Origin of the sequence: Romboutsia weinsteinii, assembly GCF_002250835.2 — a bacterium.
GTDB classification, from domain to species: Bacteria; Bacillota; Clostridia; order Peptostreptococcales; family Peptostreptococcaceae; genus Romboutsia_A; species Romboutsia_A weinsteinii.
Window position 1 is genome coordinate 1 of record NZ_NOJY02000057.1, and the last position, 14,259, is coordinate 14,259.

General features: G+C 26.9%; 22 protein-coding genes. 13 read left to right on the top strand and 9 right to left on the bottom strand.

The genetic code is table 11. The annotated features are described in order from the left end of the window. Positions 1–134: 134 nt before the first annotated feature. The 7 genes from CHL78_RS17150 to CHL78_RS17180 all read right to left on the bottom strand — a co-directional run bounded on the left by CHL78_RS17150 (position 135) and on the right by CHL78_RS17180 (position 3,717). The gene (locus tag CHL78_RS17150) at positions 135–1,079 is read right to left on the bottom strand and encodes a hypothetical protein (RefSeq protein WP_094368184.1); all 945 of its coding nucleotides are present in this window, start codon (positions 1,077–1,079) and stop codon (positions 135–137) included. Between the two features lie 129 nt (positions 1,080–1,208). Continuing rightward, positions 1,209–1,760, bottom strand: a complete 552-nt coding sequence (locus CHL78_RS17155) for a DUF4179 domain-containing protein (RefSeq protein ID WP_094368185.1) — start codon at positions 1,758–1,760, stop codon at positions 1,209–1,211. A 172-nt stretch (positions 1,761–1,932) separates the two neighbouring features. After that, positions 1,933–2,082 carry a YvrJ family protein gene (locus tag CHL78_RS17160; RefSeq protein WP_094368186.1) on the bottom strand — a complete coding sequence of 50 codons (150 nt, stop codon included), beginning with the start codon at positions 2,080–2,082 and terminating at the stop codon, positions 1,933–1,935. Between the two features lie 11 nt (positions 2,083–2,093). Next, complete coding sequence (locus CHL78_RS17165; protein ID WP_094368187.1) at positions 2,094–2,360, bottom strand: DUF2922 domain-containing protein; 267 nt, start codon at positions 2,358–2,360, stop codon at positions 2,094–2,096. Positions 2,361–2,387: 27 nt separating this feature from the next. Next, positions 2,388–2,609 (bottom strand): DUF1659 domain-containing protein, encoded by a 222-nt coding sequence (locus CHL78_RS17170; RefSeq protein WP_094368188.1) that lies wholly within the window; start codon positions 2,607–2,609, stop codon positions 2,388–2,390. A gap of 111 nt (positions 2,610–2,720) precedes the next feature. After that, positions 2,721–3,200: a glutathione peroxidase gene (locus tag CHL78_RS17175; protein ID WP_094368189.1), complete on the bottom strand. Its 480-nt coding sequence runs from the start codon at positions 3,198–3,200 to the stop codon at positions 2,721–2,723. Positions 3,201–3,288: 88 nt separating this feature from the next. Further along, positions 3,289–3,717 carry a MarR family winged helix-turn-helix transcriptional regulator gene (locus CHL78_RS17180; protein WP_094368190.1) on the bottom strand — a complete coding sequence of 143 codons (429 nt, stop codon included), beginning with the start codon at positions 3,715–3,717 and terminating at the stop codon, positions 3,289–3,291. Positions 3,718–3,907: 190 nt separating this feature from the next. Between CHL78_RS17180 and CHL78_RS17185 the strand changes: the two genes are divergently transcribed. The 3 genes from CHL78_RS17185 to CHL78_RS17195 all read left to right on the top strand — a co-directional run bounded on the left by CHL78_RS17185 (position 3,908) and on the right by CHL78_RS17195 (position 5,473). Further along, complete coding sequence (locus CHL78_RS17185; protein WP_158540725.1) at positions 3,908–4,156, top strand: Mor transcription activator family protein; 249 nt, start codon at positions 3,908–3,910, stop codon at positions 4,154–4,156. Positions 4,157–4,398: 242 nt separating this feature from the next. Then, entirely contained in the window at positions 4,399–4,845 is a 447-nt protein-coding gene (locus CHL78_RS17190) for an NUDIX hydrolase (RefSeq protein WP_094368192.1), read from the top strand. 58 nt (positions 4,846–4,903) lie between these two features. Beyond that, the gene (locus CHL78_RS17195; protein WP_094368193.1) at positions 4,904–5,473 is read left to right on the top strand and encodes a beta-class carbonic anhydrase; all 570 of its coding nucleotides are present in this window, start codon (positions 4,904–4,906) and stop codon (positions 5,471–5,473) included. Positions 5,474–5,562: 89 nt separating this feature from the next. On the opposite strand, the gene CHL78_RS17200 is transcribed toward CHL78_RS17195, so the two are convergent. Continuing rightward, the gene (locus CHL78_RS17200) at positions 5,563–6,225 is read right to left on the bottom strand and encodes a glycosyltransferase family protein (RefSeq protein ID WP_094368194.1); all 663 of its coding nucleotides are present in this window, start codon (positions 6,223–6,225) and stop codon (positions 5,563–5,565) included. Between the two features lie 168 nt (positions 6,226–6,393). Between CHL78_RS17200 and CHL78_RS17205 the strand changes: the two genes are divergently transcribed. From CHL78_RS17205 to CHL78_RS17240, 8 genes are all read left to right on the top strand, one after another. Further along, positions 6,394–6,834, top strand: a complete 441-nt coding sequence (locus CHL78_RS17205; RefSeq protein WP_094368195.1) for a hypothetical protein — start codon at positions 6,394–6,396, stop codon at positions 6,832–6,834. A gap of 210 nt (positions 6,835–7,044) precedes the next feature. Beyond that, on the top strand, positions 7,045–7,308 hold the full coding sequence (locus CHL78_RS17210; protein ID WP_147295843.1) for a hypothetical protein: 264 nt from the start codon (positions 7,045–7,047) through the stop codon (positions 7,306–7,308). A 54-nt stretch (positions 7,309–7,362) separates the two neighbouring features. Next, complete coding sequence (locus tag CHL78_RS17215) at positions 7,363–7,884, top strand: GNAT family N-acetyltransferase (RefSeq protein ID WP_094368197.1); 522 nt, start codon at positions 7,363–7,365, stop codon at positions 7,882–7,884. 78 nt (positions 7,885–7,962) lie between these two features. Then, positions 7,963–8,685 (top strand): MBL fold metallo-hydrolase, encoded by a 723-nt coding sequence (locus CHL78_RS17220; protein ID WP_243446472.1) that lies wholly within the window; start codon positions 7,963–7,965, stop codon positions 8,683–8,685. A 26-nt stretch (positions 8,686–8,711) separates the two neighbouring features. Further along, the gene (locus CHL78_RS17225) at positions 8,712–9,110 is read left to right on the top strand and encodes a cytidine/deoxycytidylate deaminase family protein (RefSeq protein ID WP_094368198.1); all 399 of its coding nucleotides are present in this window, start codon (positions 8,712–8,714) and stop codon (positions 9,108–9,110) included. Positions 9,111–9,348: 238 nt separating this feature from the next. Beyond that, entirely contained in the window at positions 9,349–9,807 is a 459-nt protein-coding gene (locus CHL78_RS17230) for a GNAT family N-acetyltransferase (RefSeq protein WP_094368199.1), read from the top strand. 124 nt (positions 9,808–9,931) lie between these two features. Continuing rightward, positions 9,932–10,162, top strand: coding sequence for a hypothetical protein (locus CHL78_RS17235; protein ID WP_094368200.1), 231 nt, complete (start codon positions 9,932–9,934; stop codon positions 10,160–10,162). 67 nt (positions 10,163–10,229) lie between these two features. Beyond that, positions 10,230–11,111: an alpha/beta fold hydrolase gene (locus CHL78_RS17240; protein ID WP_094368201.1), complete on the top strand. Its 882-nt coding sequence runs from the start codon at positions 10,230–10,232 to the stop codon at positions 11,109–11,111. Between the two features lie 78 nt (positions 11,112–11,189). On the opposite strand, the gene CHL78_RS17245 is transcribed toward CHL78_RS17240, so the two are convergent. Beyond that, positions 11,190–12,497 (bottom strand): MATE family efflux transporter, encoded by a 1,308-nt coding sequence (locus CHL78_RS17245; protein ID WP_094368202.1) that lies wholly within the window; start codon positions 12,495–12,497, stop codon positions 11,190–11,192. 299 nt (positions 12,498–12,796) lie between these two features. Here CHL78_RS17245 and CHL78_RS17250 point away from each other — a divergent pair, with 299 nt between their 5' ends. Beyond that, positions 12,797–13,318 (top strand): cysteine hydrolase family protein, encoded by a 522-nt coding sequence (locus tag CHL78_RS17250; protein ID WP_094368203.1) that lies wholly within the window; start codon positions 12,797–12,799, stop codon positions 13,316–13,318. A gap of 56 nt (positions 13,319–13,374) precedes the next feature. Beyond that, positions 13,375–13,875, top strand: a complete 501-nt coding sequence (locus tag CHL78_RS17255; protein ID WP_094368204.1) for a GNAT family N-acetyltransferase — start codon at positions 13,375–13,377, stop codon at positions 13,873–13,875. Positions 13,876–14,259 lie beyond the last annotated feature (384 nt).

The following is a 14,259-nucleotide window of genomic DNA, read 5'->3' on the forward strand; positions in this document are numbered from 1 at the left end:
GAATAAAAAGTGTTCTATAGAATTTTGGTTAGTTGATGATGAGGTTGTATTTTATAGGCTTGATTATAACTTTATGGGGTAGTAGATAATAAAAAGCAACAATACTTATTTTAATATAGAAGTATTGTTGCTTTTTAATCAATTAAACTTATAGAATTAACTGATACAACTTTCTTAGAGAGAACTGAGTGAACTACATATGTATTATCACCTTGGTTTATAGAATAATCTTTTTTTGATGTAAATTCCAATTTTCTTTCTCTATTAAAATCTATAACTGTAATACAATAATAACTTGAATTTTTACCAGTTTCTTTATGTATTTCAGTACAAGTACCTTCTAATGAAGTAAATAAGTTAAAAATACTATCAATAAGAGAAAGTACGTGAAATGTTAAGAAAGATAAAACCATTATACAAAAAAGTAAAAAGACAGGTGTATGTACAAATTTAATGAAAAATAAAGAAATTATTGTTATGTATAATATACTTCTATTTAGAATCTTTTTTCTGTATTTAAATTCTACTCTTTCTTTTGGTTCATGCCAAATCTTATATTTCCAAAGCCGACTTTTTTTATCAGCCTCTTTATAAGAAATACCAGTAACACTTTCTAGCCATAATGCTTTTCTATCATATAAGCAAGCTATAAAATACACTTTCATGCCAAAACATATTATTAAGCTTATCAATATAGAAAATAGGCCAGTAATAGTCAAAGCCCTATCTTTAGTAATGTACAAAACAGTTAAATTTAGAATTATTGTTATAACTATAAATAACTTGTATATTACAAGTTTTTTATTTATTTTATTATTTTTATTTTCATCTTCAATTATAATAGTTTTACTTAAAATTGTTTTAAGTCCATAGTATAAAAGTGATAATAGTAGAAGTAGAAATATAATTGATGTTGCTATTCCTATTCCTCCAGAAGTATTATGTTCAAATCTATACTTAGATAGATTTTTAAATACTATTTCTGAACTTATTAGACTTTGTATTGGAAATATTAAAAATATAAAATATAAAAAATATAAGAAACCACATATTTTGGCCGCGTCATATTTTGTTTGCAAAACTATTCACCCCCCACTCATAGTTTGGAAACTTTAAAATTCTTAATAATATTTTACCACTTAAATTTCAATGTCAAAAGCTTTATCTATTAATTACCTTAAATTAAATTATTTAAGTAATAGTAATATTTACTTGATACTAATAACTCTTTCATCAATTATTTCCTCAGCAATTGCTAGATAAGAAGGGGAGTTTTCACTATTTGATTCTTTTCTGTATTTAACCTTTTTAATTATTATTTTTATATAATTACTATATTTAGATGGAACAGGGAATATATCAGTCTTACTTTTAAACTTGCCAGTTTTAGATTCACTTATTTGTATTTCCTCACCATGTTCATCATAAATATGTAACTCATAATCCAAGGCAGTGTCAGCAGTCTGAGTTGAAAAATCATTTTCAGTTGGGAGATTTGATTTTAAAATCATACCAAAGGGAGTTATAGAAATATCTTTAATTTTGTAATTATCAACTCTATAATTTAACTTTATACTCTTTTTATAATTATGAGAGTAGATATTTTGATCAGTTGAATCAAATAGATTTCCTATAAGAGGAATTTTTGAAGCTAGGGCAGGGCTAGATATTCCAATTGTTATCATACCTACTAAAATTATTGCTGTTATCTTTAGTAATTTATTTTTAATTATTATGTTATCAAAATATTTATTACTCATTAAAATCATCTCCATTAATATAAACTTAATCTGTATTAACTCTTATACTTATTAGACGATTTAAATTAATAAAAAGTTTCATAGTTTTATAAAAAATCATTATTATAAATAGAAAATTTGATATTATCACAAAAAGAGTGTGATTTTAGATAAAACCACACTCTTAAAATTATTATTTATTTTTACAAGATGATATATTAGCAGATAGATTATCTATGCTAGAAGTTAAACTAAGTAGCTTGTTTTCAATTCTAATCAATAAATACATTGAAATAGCAATTGGAAAACCTACATTAGCTATTAAAGTCTGCATATTATCCATAAAATCACTTCCTATCCAATAACTAAATCATATCCAATAACTAAATCATATCCAATAACTAAATCATATCCAGTAGTGTCAGTCTTAACAACCCTAGCCTCAAAAGCCTCTACTAAAGAAGCTCCATTTGGTGAAAATATATCTTGTGCAATTATTAGATCCATAACATCTTTTATATCTTGCTCACTTACATCAGCTCTTGGGTCATCTAAAGTTAAAGATACCTTATTTCCTGCTGTAGTTTTAAAAGTCATTACAAGTTTTAACGAAACATCCATAATTAATTACCCCCTAAATTTTAAAAATTATTCTGCTAAAGTAGTATTGTCTACTCTAGATACATCAAATAAGTCATGTTCCTGAAGATTGGATAAAGCTTTTGCAACAGCATATAAAGAATCATTTGAAGCTACTGGTTTTACGTTTGGATAACTTTTAGTTTTAATTATCGCCTTTCCATGAGTATCAGCCCCGTGATTAAATTTAATCTTAAGACTAGATGGTTCTTTTAGTGAAACAATTGCCATAGTAATTACCTCCTATTAATTTATTTGTTAACTTAATAGTATCTTGAAATCTGTACACGTAGTGGACACATAGGAGAGGAACATTTTGGGGATAAAAAGTTTATATATATCTTAATTATTCAAAAGTTTCTTAATATCTTCCTCTATAGAGCTTGGCTTTACTATTGGTGCATATCTTTTAATTACATTACCCTTTGAATCTACTAAAAACTTTGTAAAATTCCACTTTATCTCCTTACTTAAAATACCCTTTGATTGATTTTTTAAGTATTGGTATAATGGGTGTGCGTTGCTTCCATTTACATCTATTTTTTCAAACATAGTGAAAGTAACACCGTAGTTTAACTGACAAAATGAATGTATTTCATCATTACTCCCAGAATCTTGTTTTGCAAATTGATTGCATGGAAAACCTAAAATCTCAAGTCCTTGATCTTTATATTTTTTATATAACTCTTCTAGTTCCTCGAATTGAGGAGTAAGACCACATTTACTTGCTGTATTTACTATTAAAAGAACTTTACCTTCATAATCTTTCATACTAATTTCTTGCTGATTCATTTTCTTTGCTTTAAAATCATAAAATTTCATATTGTACCTCCAAGTTGATTTATATAAATTTAATTTTATTAAATTGAATTTATTATTTTTTTAGTTAGATTAACAATTAACATAATCATTAATCTAACTTATTTAAAAATTTATCTAAATATTTCTTTAGTAAAAGCAATTCTTCATCATTTCCAAACTGACAATATAAACTTTCAGGGACTTCAAGAATTTCATCTTTTAATAAGCCTCCTTTTGGTATTAGCTCAACTATTACCATTCTATCATCATTTTTATCTCTATACTTAGTTATTAACTCCATTGCCTCTAATTTTTTTAATACAGGAGTCAGGGTTCCTGAATCTAAGTGAAGTCTTTTTGCTAAATCTTTAAACACAATTTTTTCTTCTTCCCATATAACTAGCATAGTTACGTACTGAGTATAGGTAAGGTTATGTTTGTCTAATAAAGGTTTATATAGTTTTATAACTTCTCTTGAAAGAGCATAAAGAGAAAAACATACTTGATTATCTAACTTTATTTTTTCGTATTTATCCATTTGATACCTCTAATTACTTTTTTAAAATTTAATTTGACTCAATTGAATTTCGATGAGTTTATTTTACTACGTATAGTTTATCTTGTCAATTACAATATTATACATGTAGTGGTAACAAAAAGATGTAACTTATTTTTCTGTAAATGTTAGAGCATAGTCTATAAAATTATTTATAAAAGGAGTGATTGAGGTGGGAATTTTTATAGATGACATACCGGCAAACCTGCAGGGCTTGCTTGAGATAGTAGGAGAGGATAAGTTTGATCAGATTGTTAGGTACTATGGGGGAGAAAAAGTATATATACCTACTTATAATACTTTGATTAAGCCATCAAGAAATAGAGATATTATAAAGAGATACAATGGAGTCAATGCAGGTATACTTGGAAGAGAGTATAATATTACAGCTAATCAAGTAAAGAGAATTGCTAATATATAGATATAAAAAATTTTCCATTGTAATTATATCATAAAATATATATCTAGTAGATTTAGTGAAAAGTAAATACAATTATTTAAGAATCTCCACTTACATATTAATATCTAGAAAATCAATAAAAACTAACTAGAAGATAAGAATATACTATAAATGAATTTAATAGTATAATGAATATACAAAATATTACAATTATATTATTAATTTATGATAAATGTCATGAAAAAAGTTAAAGGGGGATTAATATGGTTAAGGTTAATTTCTATAGATTAGATGAAATAGAAGATAATAAACTACTTTTTGCAGTTATAGTTTCAAGGTTTAATGGTAAGTGGGTACTATCAAAACACAAAGAAAGAATAACATGGGAGATACCAGGAGGACATAGGGAAGATGGAGAAGATATAGACAAAGCAGCTACTAGAGAGCTGTATGAGGAGACTGGGGCGATAACGTTTAAAATAGATCCTGTTTGTATATATTCAGTTACAAAAGAAGATGTTGACACTTCTAGACATCCAGTAGATACATATGGCAAGTTATACTTTGCTGAGATAGAAGAGTTAGGTGAGCTACCAAATCTTGAGATTGGAGAAATTAACTATTTTGATGAAATGCCGGATGAATTAACTTATCAAGAGATACAACCTAAGTTACTAGATAAGGTTAATAGTTATCTTAGCGATAAATAGTTAAATCAGAGATACTAATCAAAGAATAGATGTACATAAAAAATAAAAGGGGATTCTTATGAAAACTAATAATTTAACTAGATTAGAAGATATTTTAGAACATAATAAAAAATTCGTAGAAAATAAAGAGTATGAAGAATATGAGACAACAAAAACTCCAGATAAGAAAGTAGTAATTTTATCTTGTATGGATACCAGGCTAACTGAACTACTGCCAAAAGCAATGAACATAAAAAATGGTGATGCAAAAATAATTAAAAATGCAGGTGCAACTGTAATGCATCCCTTTGGAAGTATTATTAGAAGCTTGATTGTTGCTGTGTATGAGTTTGATGCAAAGGATATAATGGTTGTTGGACATTATGGATGTGGGATGAGTAATTTAGATACTAATAGTATTGTTGATAAGATGGTAAATAGGGGAGTAAGTAAGGATACTTTGTCTACTATAAATAGTTGTGGGATAGATATTAACAAATGGTTGCATGGATTTGATTCTGTAGAAGATTCAATAAAAGAAAGTGTAACATCAATTAAAAATCATCCATTGATGCCAAATGATGTAAATGTTAGTGGACTTATTATAGATCCATACACAGGTAAGTTAGAGGTTGTAGAACAATTATAGTACATAATTTTATTTTATGATGAAATAAAGGTTATACTCTAGAGTCCTAGTTTATAACCTTTATTTTTATATATAGTTTTTTATAATTGTTAGATAAGATTTACATATTCTTCAAGGAAAATATTCTTATAAGTATGATATTTATCTAAGTTTGCTACTCCACTGTCATGTATGCACCACACGGTACTTTGCATTGGGATTGCTATCTTGTAGTTATTTCTCTTAAATTCAATACATTGTGATATATCATAGAAATGACACCCTGAAAATAAATCTTCTCTCCATTCAGTATCATATTGAGTAATCATTATTAATCCATCTACAGCTTCAACATATTCAATAGGTTTTGAAGGATTATAATTAATTAGTTTTAGATTTCCGCTACTACTTTCAATTATTCGCCCTACTTTCTGTATAGAGTCCCACCAGATTCCGTTAGTAGGAATTTTTTTGCAACCTATTACTCCAAGCATGCCAATATCAGGATTTTTAATAAAAATTTCTAATATAGAACTTATAAAGTTTATATATACTATTAATGTGTCCTGATGTAAATATACTTTGTACTTAGCATCACTTTGTTGAATGGCTTTATTGTAAGAGTTGCAGATATTTGGTGAATCTCTTATAGGTATTATCTCAATTTCGTAATTGTAAGGAATAAATAAATTATTTATTCTATCCAGACATGTAGAGTAGACATCCTCATTATTAACGCAAGTAATAAAAGCTATTTTATTATTATTTGGCATATTAAATTACCTCATCAAAGTTATATATATTTGTAATTATTATGCTATGTAATATAATTATAGAATAAAATTATTCAATTAAATTAACAAAATTTATATACAATAAATATCCTCCATATAGGGAAAATTATAATAAGTAATTAGATAAGTATTATTGGAGGTAAAAAAATGAAAAAATTAATAGCTACAACGATGAGCTTTTTTATAATATTTACTACTATATCCTTTGCATCGCCCAATGAAGTAGTATCTAGTTCAATCAATGATTTAACTAGAATTGGTAACGACATAGATATAATTTTAAAGAAAATAATATTAGACGATAAAGTTAGTGAGGAAGAAATAAAAAAGATGGTTAATTTTGATAGAACATTAATAGATGAAATATTAATAAATATTGGTAGAGAATATAAAAATACTGATGATTTAAAAATAAAACGTAATTATAATGGAATTACAACCATTGCATCAATATATGGAGCATCATTAAATGCAATTTTAATACAAATTCAAAATAAATCAGATATAACGTATTTGTATAATGCTATATCAGAATATAGTGCTGGAAAAACTTCACTAGATGAACTTATAAATCAAGCAGATAAGTAGCTTAAATTACTTTTGTTATAATATATAAATATTATTTACCAGCTCAAATTTACACAATAATATAAAATTTAAAGATGTCTATATAAAAATAGCTGTATAATCATATACAGCTATTTTTATATAGAAAACATAAAGGAAATGACAATACTTATGTATAATTTTATAGAAATAAAGAATAAAAGTAATTATTATAAAGGTGGTAGAAAATATATGAAAAGATTTGGAGAGTTAGAGTTTGAAATTATAAAAGAAAAAGACATTGATGAGTTAACTCCTATAATGAAGAGGTCATTTGATGAAGATACAAGAATACATCTTAATGAACCTAAAAGAGGTCCTACTGGATATGATAATGGAGATTTTCTACGTAAATTTGCTCTAGATGAAGGATCTATTGCATATAAAATATCTATAAATAATAACTTAGTAGGTGGAATAATCTTATGGATAAATATGAATCTAGCTATATTTTAGAAAAAATAAAAAGTTAATTAAAATACAAAGCATTTAGGTGATTGGGGGTATTAGATGAGTAGACTAAGATTGGTTTTACCAAGCCCAAAATTCAAAGATGATCTAATGGACTATAAAAGAGAGTTTATTGAAAATAGGGATAGTATGGATGGCAGTGCAGGATTAAGAGATAGTAAAACCTTTGAAGAGTGGTATAAAGCATTTTTAGATAATCTGAAAGAGGAAACAGTTAGAGACGGATTAGTTCCAGCAACTACATATTTAGCTATAAGTGATGATGGTAAGATCGTTGGAATGATTGATATTAGACATAGATTAAATGATTATTTATTAAGAGTTGGTGGGCACATAGGTTATAGCACTAGAAAATGTGAAAGAAAAAAGGGATATGCAACTGAAATGTTAGGGTTAGCATTAAAAGAATGCATAAAATTAGGTATAAAAGAAGTTTTAATTACTTGTGACAAGAATAATATTGCATCTGCAAAAACCATAATTAATAATGGCGGGAAAATGGAGAATGAGATTTATGAAGGAGATAGAATAACACAAAGATACTGGATTGACTTAGGCTAATTTATTCTAGTACTTATTTTTTACAAGATATGTCTAAGGTAAATAGGAAAAGTATAGATAAAACAAGGGGGTAGATTTATGATTTTAAAAGAGGTATCAAAGAACATATATTATTTACCGCATGATGAAACTACTGACCGTCCAACTTTAGGATATATTAGAGGAAAAGAATTTTCTGTAATGATTGATTCTGGTAATTCTAAAAGACATGTTGACCTATTTTACAATGGGTTAAAAGAAAGAGGACTTGAACCACCTAAGTTTGTAATAATAACTCACTGGCATTGGGATCATACATTTGGAATTGCCTCACTTAACTCTAAAGTAATTGCAAACAAACTAACAAACAGGCAACTTAAGAAAATTGAGTCTTGGAAGTGGACAGACAAGGATATGAAAGAGCGTCTTGAAAGTGGAGAAGAAATAGAATTTTGTGATAAATATATTAGACTTGAATATAAAGACTTAAATGAGATAAAAGTAAAAACTGCAGATATTATATTTGATAAAAGCCTTACATTAGATTTGGGAAATTTACATTGTGAAATATTATTAGTTGGAGGACCTCATTCTAAGGATTCAACGATAGTATGGATTCCTGAAGAAAAAGTTTTATTCTCGGGTGATGCTGATTGTGAGGGCTGTTATAGTGGTGAAGAAAATTATAATAAATATGAATTAGCAAGGTATTTAAACATACTAAGGGAAACTGAATTTGAAACATATATACATGGACACTGTGAGCCTATGTCTAAAACTAAACTAATAAATGAATTAGAAGAAGAGCTTAAATCACTATAGATTATGAAATAAATAGGGTGGATACTATGGAAAAATTGATGGATAAAGATTTGGAATTGATTAATAGGGCAAAGGAAGTTATAGGTAAAAACTACGACAAAGATAAGTTTAAACATACGGTGGGTTCAGCAGTAAGATGCAAAAGTGGAAATATATATGTAGGTGTTAATGTTTATACAGTATCTGGAGCTTGTGCTGAGATGATTGCTATTGGTTCAGCTATATCCTCAGGGGAAAGAGATTTTGATTGTATAGTTGCAGTACTAGGAGAACAAGGTGAAGAGGTACTGCCCCCTTGTGGAAATTGTAGACAATTACTTAATGATTATATGTTAGGTGGTGATGTTATAATTAATACAGAAGTAGGTCTTATGAAAGCAAAGGTACAAGAATTATTACCTTACGCATACTGTGTTGAAGGTTAGTTAATTTAGGGGTGAATACTGGAACAAATATATCAGCCCATCAGAGGGTCCAGCTGATTGGACAAAGGATAAACTTGATTTTTTGGAAAATAAGTAATACATAATTATAAACTTAAAAATTAAAGTTGCAATGCTATAAAACAATGTGGAATATATATGCTAAATAATAAGGTAACTATAGACATACAGTTTTTATAAGTCAATAAACAGGCAAAAATGGTGTTAGGGGTGATTAAATATGAATATAGAATTCAAAGCAATTGATAGAAGTAATTACGATAAATGTATAAAATTAAAAACCAGTGAAAGACAAAAAAGATTTGTAGCTTCAAATATGTTTTCTTTAGTCCAATCAGCATATGAACCAAATTTATATCCATTAGGAGTTTATAAAGATAACAAAATGGTAGGTTTTATTTTATATGATTTTGATGATGAGCTCAATGGATGGTCCATGAGTAGATTTATGATTGATGAAAAGTTCCAAAATCAAGGAATAGGAAAAGCAACATTGCAGAAATTCATAGAATTTTTTATTGAAAGATACGGGCATGTAGAACTTTATACAAGTGCAGAGGTTGATAATACTATTGCCATTAACTTATATGAAAATATTGGATTTAAGAAAAGAGAAGTATTTGAATATGAATATGGAGGAGTAACTTATAGAGAACTTCGAATGGTTGCTCAGTTATAGTATGATATTTTAAAGTATTAATTATTTTAACATAAAGATTAGAAATACAGTATAAAATTGCTTAACTTCAATTTGCTATAAATTTTAATTAAAGTTAAACAATTTTATAGCGGAGGTGTGTCTTATGAAAAGAAAATCTTTAGCTGATATGGCATTGGTAATTTCAGTAATCTCAATGGTATTAGTGTTTTTAAAATTATTTGGTTTGATTGAAATACCATTAGTAGTTATAAATTTACTATTCATAACTCTACTAAGCATGATGACATGGATAAATTATAAGAACAATAAAAAAATACAAATGTTTGCTGGAATTTTTATTCTTTTGATTTATATGGGTTTTAGCATTTTATAAAGGTTAAATAAAATTTTCATATTAAAGTGGGAGCAACATATTCAACCAGATAAAAAGGGGGAGAATAGTGACACAGTTATTTATAAATAATGAAAATTTGAAAGTACGGGTTTGTGAATGGGGGAGTAAGAAAAATCCTACAATTATTTGTATTCATGGTTTAGGTAGTACAAATCTGAGTTTTTTAGAATTAGGTGAGTTGTTGAGTGATAAATACCATGTATTATCTATTGATTTGCCAGGTCATGGAATGACACCTGCATTTGAAAATGATGAAGATTATGCAATTCCAAATTTAATCCAGTGGGTTTCTGATGTAATAAACTTATTTGTAAAAGATAGTTTTTACTTAATGGCTCATTCTTGGGGTGGATGCATTGCTCTTCATTTCTCAGTTCAATACCCAGAGAGAATACAGAAAATACTCCTTTTAGATGGAGGTTATCATATAAAACAATATCAATACGATTATTTTACTAAAGTTGATAAAAGTCAACTATCATTTAAACCAGATTGTTCATTGGATGAAGAAATAAAATCGTATGAAACTGATTTTGATGGGTATGTATTTTCTAATTGGGATGAATTTTTAGCTGAAGAAGAAAACAATTATTTAAGATGGTCAGAGTTATTGGAAATTTCGGCTAGAGATTTGATGAAAGCAGATAATGATAAAATTAGATTTTGTACTACTGGAGGTACTGCTAGAGGTGCCATCAAATCTATGTATGATTACCCAACAAATAAACTGTATCGCAAAATAAAGACCCCCATATTACTATTAGTGGCTACTCTTCCTGAATCATGGATGGAAATTAGAAACTTACAAGTGGAAGAATTTAAAAAGATAAGTAATTCTGTAGTCAAAAGAATACCTGAAACCACACATCTAATGCATTGGGATAAACCGCTAGTAATAGAGGCATATGCTAGAAGTTGGTTTAAGTAATCATGTAAAATAATTATTGAACACCAAAAAGGGGATATCAATTTGATAAACCCTCTTTTAGTATCTATTACCTTTATATTAAGAATATTTAACTATAAAACTCTTTTTAGCAATATAAAACTTTCTTAATAAAACTACACTTAAAATTAAATAATTCATCATTAAACCAATATATACACTATTTAATCCACCATTTAATATACACACTAATATGTATATTAGTGCCGTAGAAAAAATTGAAGTTATAGATGAATATACAAATACGATTTTTTCTTCACCTAAAGCTTGCAAACTAAATTTTAGTACACAGCTAGGTATATTCATAATATTTGCAGTAACTATAACAAACATATATTTAGATGAATTTATAATTAAATCAGTATTATTAGTTATTATCATAGGTATTTGGTTTTTAAAAATTAATATTACCATACATATAACGCAATAAAATCCTGTTGCTCTAAAAATACAACTTTTAATAGTTTTGTCTATTTCAGCTGTATTCTTAGCTCCAATGTCCTCACTTATTATGTTTAATGCTGCATGAGAGTATGCATACATTGGCATCAACGCTATATTTATTATGCTAAAAAGTAAATTATATATAGAAACTTCTAACAGACCTATTTGAGATAATATATAGTTCATCGTAAATACCACTATTATTGATTCTACAAACTCTTGTAAAATTATAGGAGTAGATATCTTTAAAATCTTTTTTGTATTTTTAAATAGATTAATTTTAGTTTTAGCAATTAAATTATATTTTTTAATTATAATAATATAAAATGCTAGGCAAAGTATTAATGACATAACCGAGCCAATAGCATTTCCTACTATACCTAATTTAGGAACCCCAAACTTACCAAATATAAGTATATAATCAAATAGTAAATTTGATATACATGAAATTATATTTCCATACAATATATATTTAGTTTTGCTCATTATCTTAAAATATGACGAGATGTTAAATAAGACTAGGTTTATCCCAAGTGATAAACTAAATATATGAAGATACAAAGTCGCATCTTTCAGTGTATTCCCATATATATTGAAGTAATTTTGTAAAATGTATTCGCCCCTAAAGATACATAATCCAAAGAAAATAACCCCTATAATGATACTAATAATAAGGCTAAAAAATAAACTGTTATTTAAATCTGTGCTATCATCTCTTCCTTTTGCCTTTGAACCTAATATATTAAATCCTACAGAAATAGCACCTAATACACCTGTTATACTGTATATATTACTTCCGATTATACCAACTGAAGCAAATCCTTCTAAATAAGTTCTACCAACCATAGCTTGGTCACATATATTTATAATAGTAGAAGAAATACTATTTAGCATCAGTGGAATTGCCAATTTATTTATTTTCATGATTAATCACCCTTCTTTTTTTATTATTAAAAAAGAAGGGATGAACCAAGCAGATACAAAAGACCACCTCCAAATTTTAATGTAATTTAAATCATTATAATAAGTACTAATTTAATTATAGCAGATTTAATATTATTAAGATGTTCACTAAGATATATGTTTTAATAAACACTTACTAAACTATAGTTTTATATAATCAAGACAATAACTATTTAAAAGAATTGCTGGATATCCAGTTAATATATGATTTATGATATAATTAGAATACAATTTTTAGATATTATGAAGGGGGAATGGATATGGTTTTATTGGTTGTTGATACACAAAAACTAATAACAAATGAAAAGTTATATAACTTCCATGAATTTGTATCAAATGTAGAAGAACTAATTGATACAGCGAGAGAAAATAATATTGAAGTTATATATGTACGTCATGATGATGGAGAGGGGAGTGAGTTAACTAAGGGAAGTGATGGTTTTGAAATATATGAGAAGTTCAAGCCATGTAATAATGAAAAAATATTTGATAAAAAGGTAAATAGTGCCTTTAAGGATACTGGTTTATTAGATTATTTAACAACAAAAAAAGAAAAAGATATAATTGTTGTTGGACTTCAAACAGATTATTGTATTGATGCAACTATAAAATGCGGATTTGAACATGGATTTAATATAGTAGTTCCAGCCTATTCAAATACAACTGTTGACAATGTATTTATATCAGCAGAGCAATCATATAAATATCATAATGAATTTATGTGGAATAGAAGGTATGCAGAGTGTATTTCATTGAATGAAACAATCAAAAGAATGAAATAAGTTTGTTTAATAAAAGTAAATTATTATGATATTAAATAAAAGGTATGGAGGATCAAATGGAAATCAGAAAGATAAAAGTAGAAGATGCTAATAATTACTTAGAGATGCTTTTAAATTTAGATAATGAAACTAAATTTATGATGTTTGAGCCTGGGGAACGTCCTACTGATATTAATATAGCAAAAAATAGAATCGAAAAAAGTATCAATGGTGATAATTTAGTTTTAGTAGCTACTGATGAAGAAAATATTGTTGGTTTTCTTTCTGTTCAAAGAGGAGGACCTAAAAGAATTAAACATACTGGCTATATTGTTGTTGGAATACGTGAAAAATATAGAGGGAAGGGAATTGGAAGTAAATTATTCTCTGAATTAGATAGATGGGCTATAAAAAATAAGATTACAAGGCTTGAACTTAGTGTGATTTGTTCTAATAGTATAGCAAAACACCTTTATGAAAAAAATGGATTTGAAGTAGAAGGTGTTAAGAAAAATGCAATGATTATAGATGGTAAATATGTAGATGAATTTTCTATGGCAAAAATATATAATAGTTAAATTGTAAGATTAGAAAGTTAACCGCTTACTTAAACAATGAATTTATCAGCATTTTAAAAGAGTTTTAGGATTTATTTTATCACTGATTTACCATGAATGAATGAGCCTTGATATGATATTAAGAAATGAAAGATGCTTTCAAAATGGAAGTATCTTTTTTTAATTCCAAGGAAATTATAATACCTAAAAGTCTGTGGAAAACTTGTATATTAAAGTAATATCAATGCATTCAAAAAAGTGAAAAGTGACAAAAATATTCTAAATACAATAGGAAAATATAGTTAGTGTTATAATATAATAAAGGTCGCAATTGTTATATAATGCGAAACAATTATACTTTTGATATGATATAGATAAATTAGGGGGGATTTTAGTGATAATAAG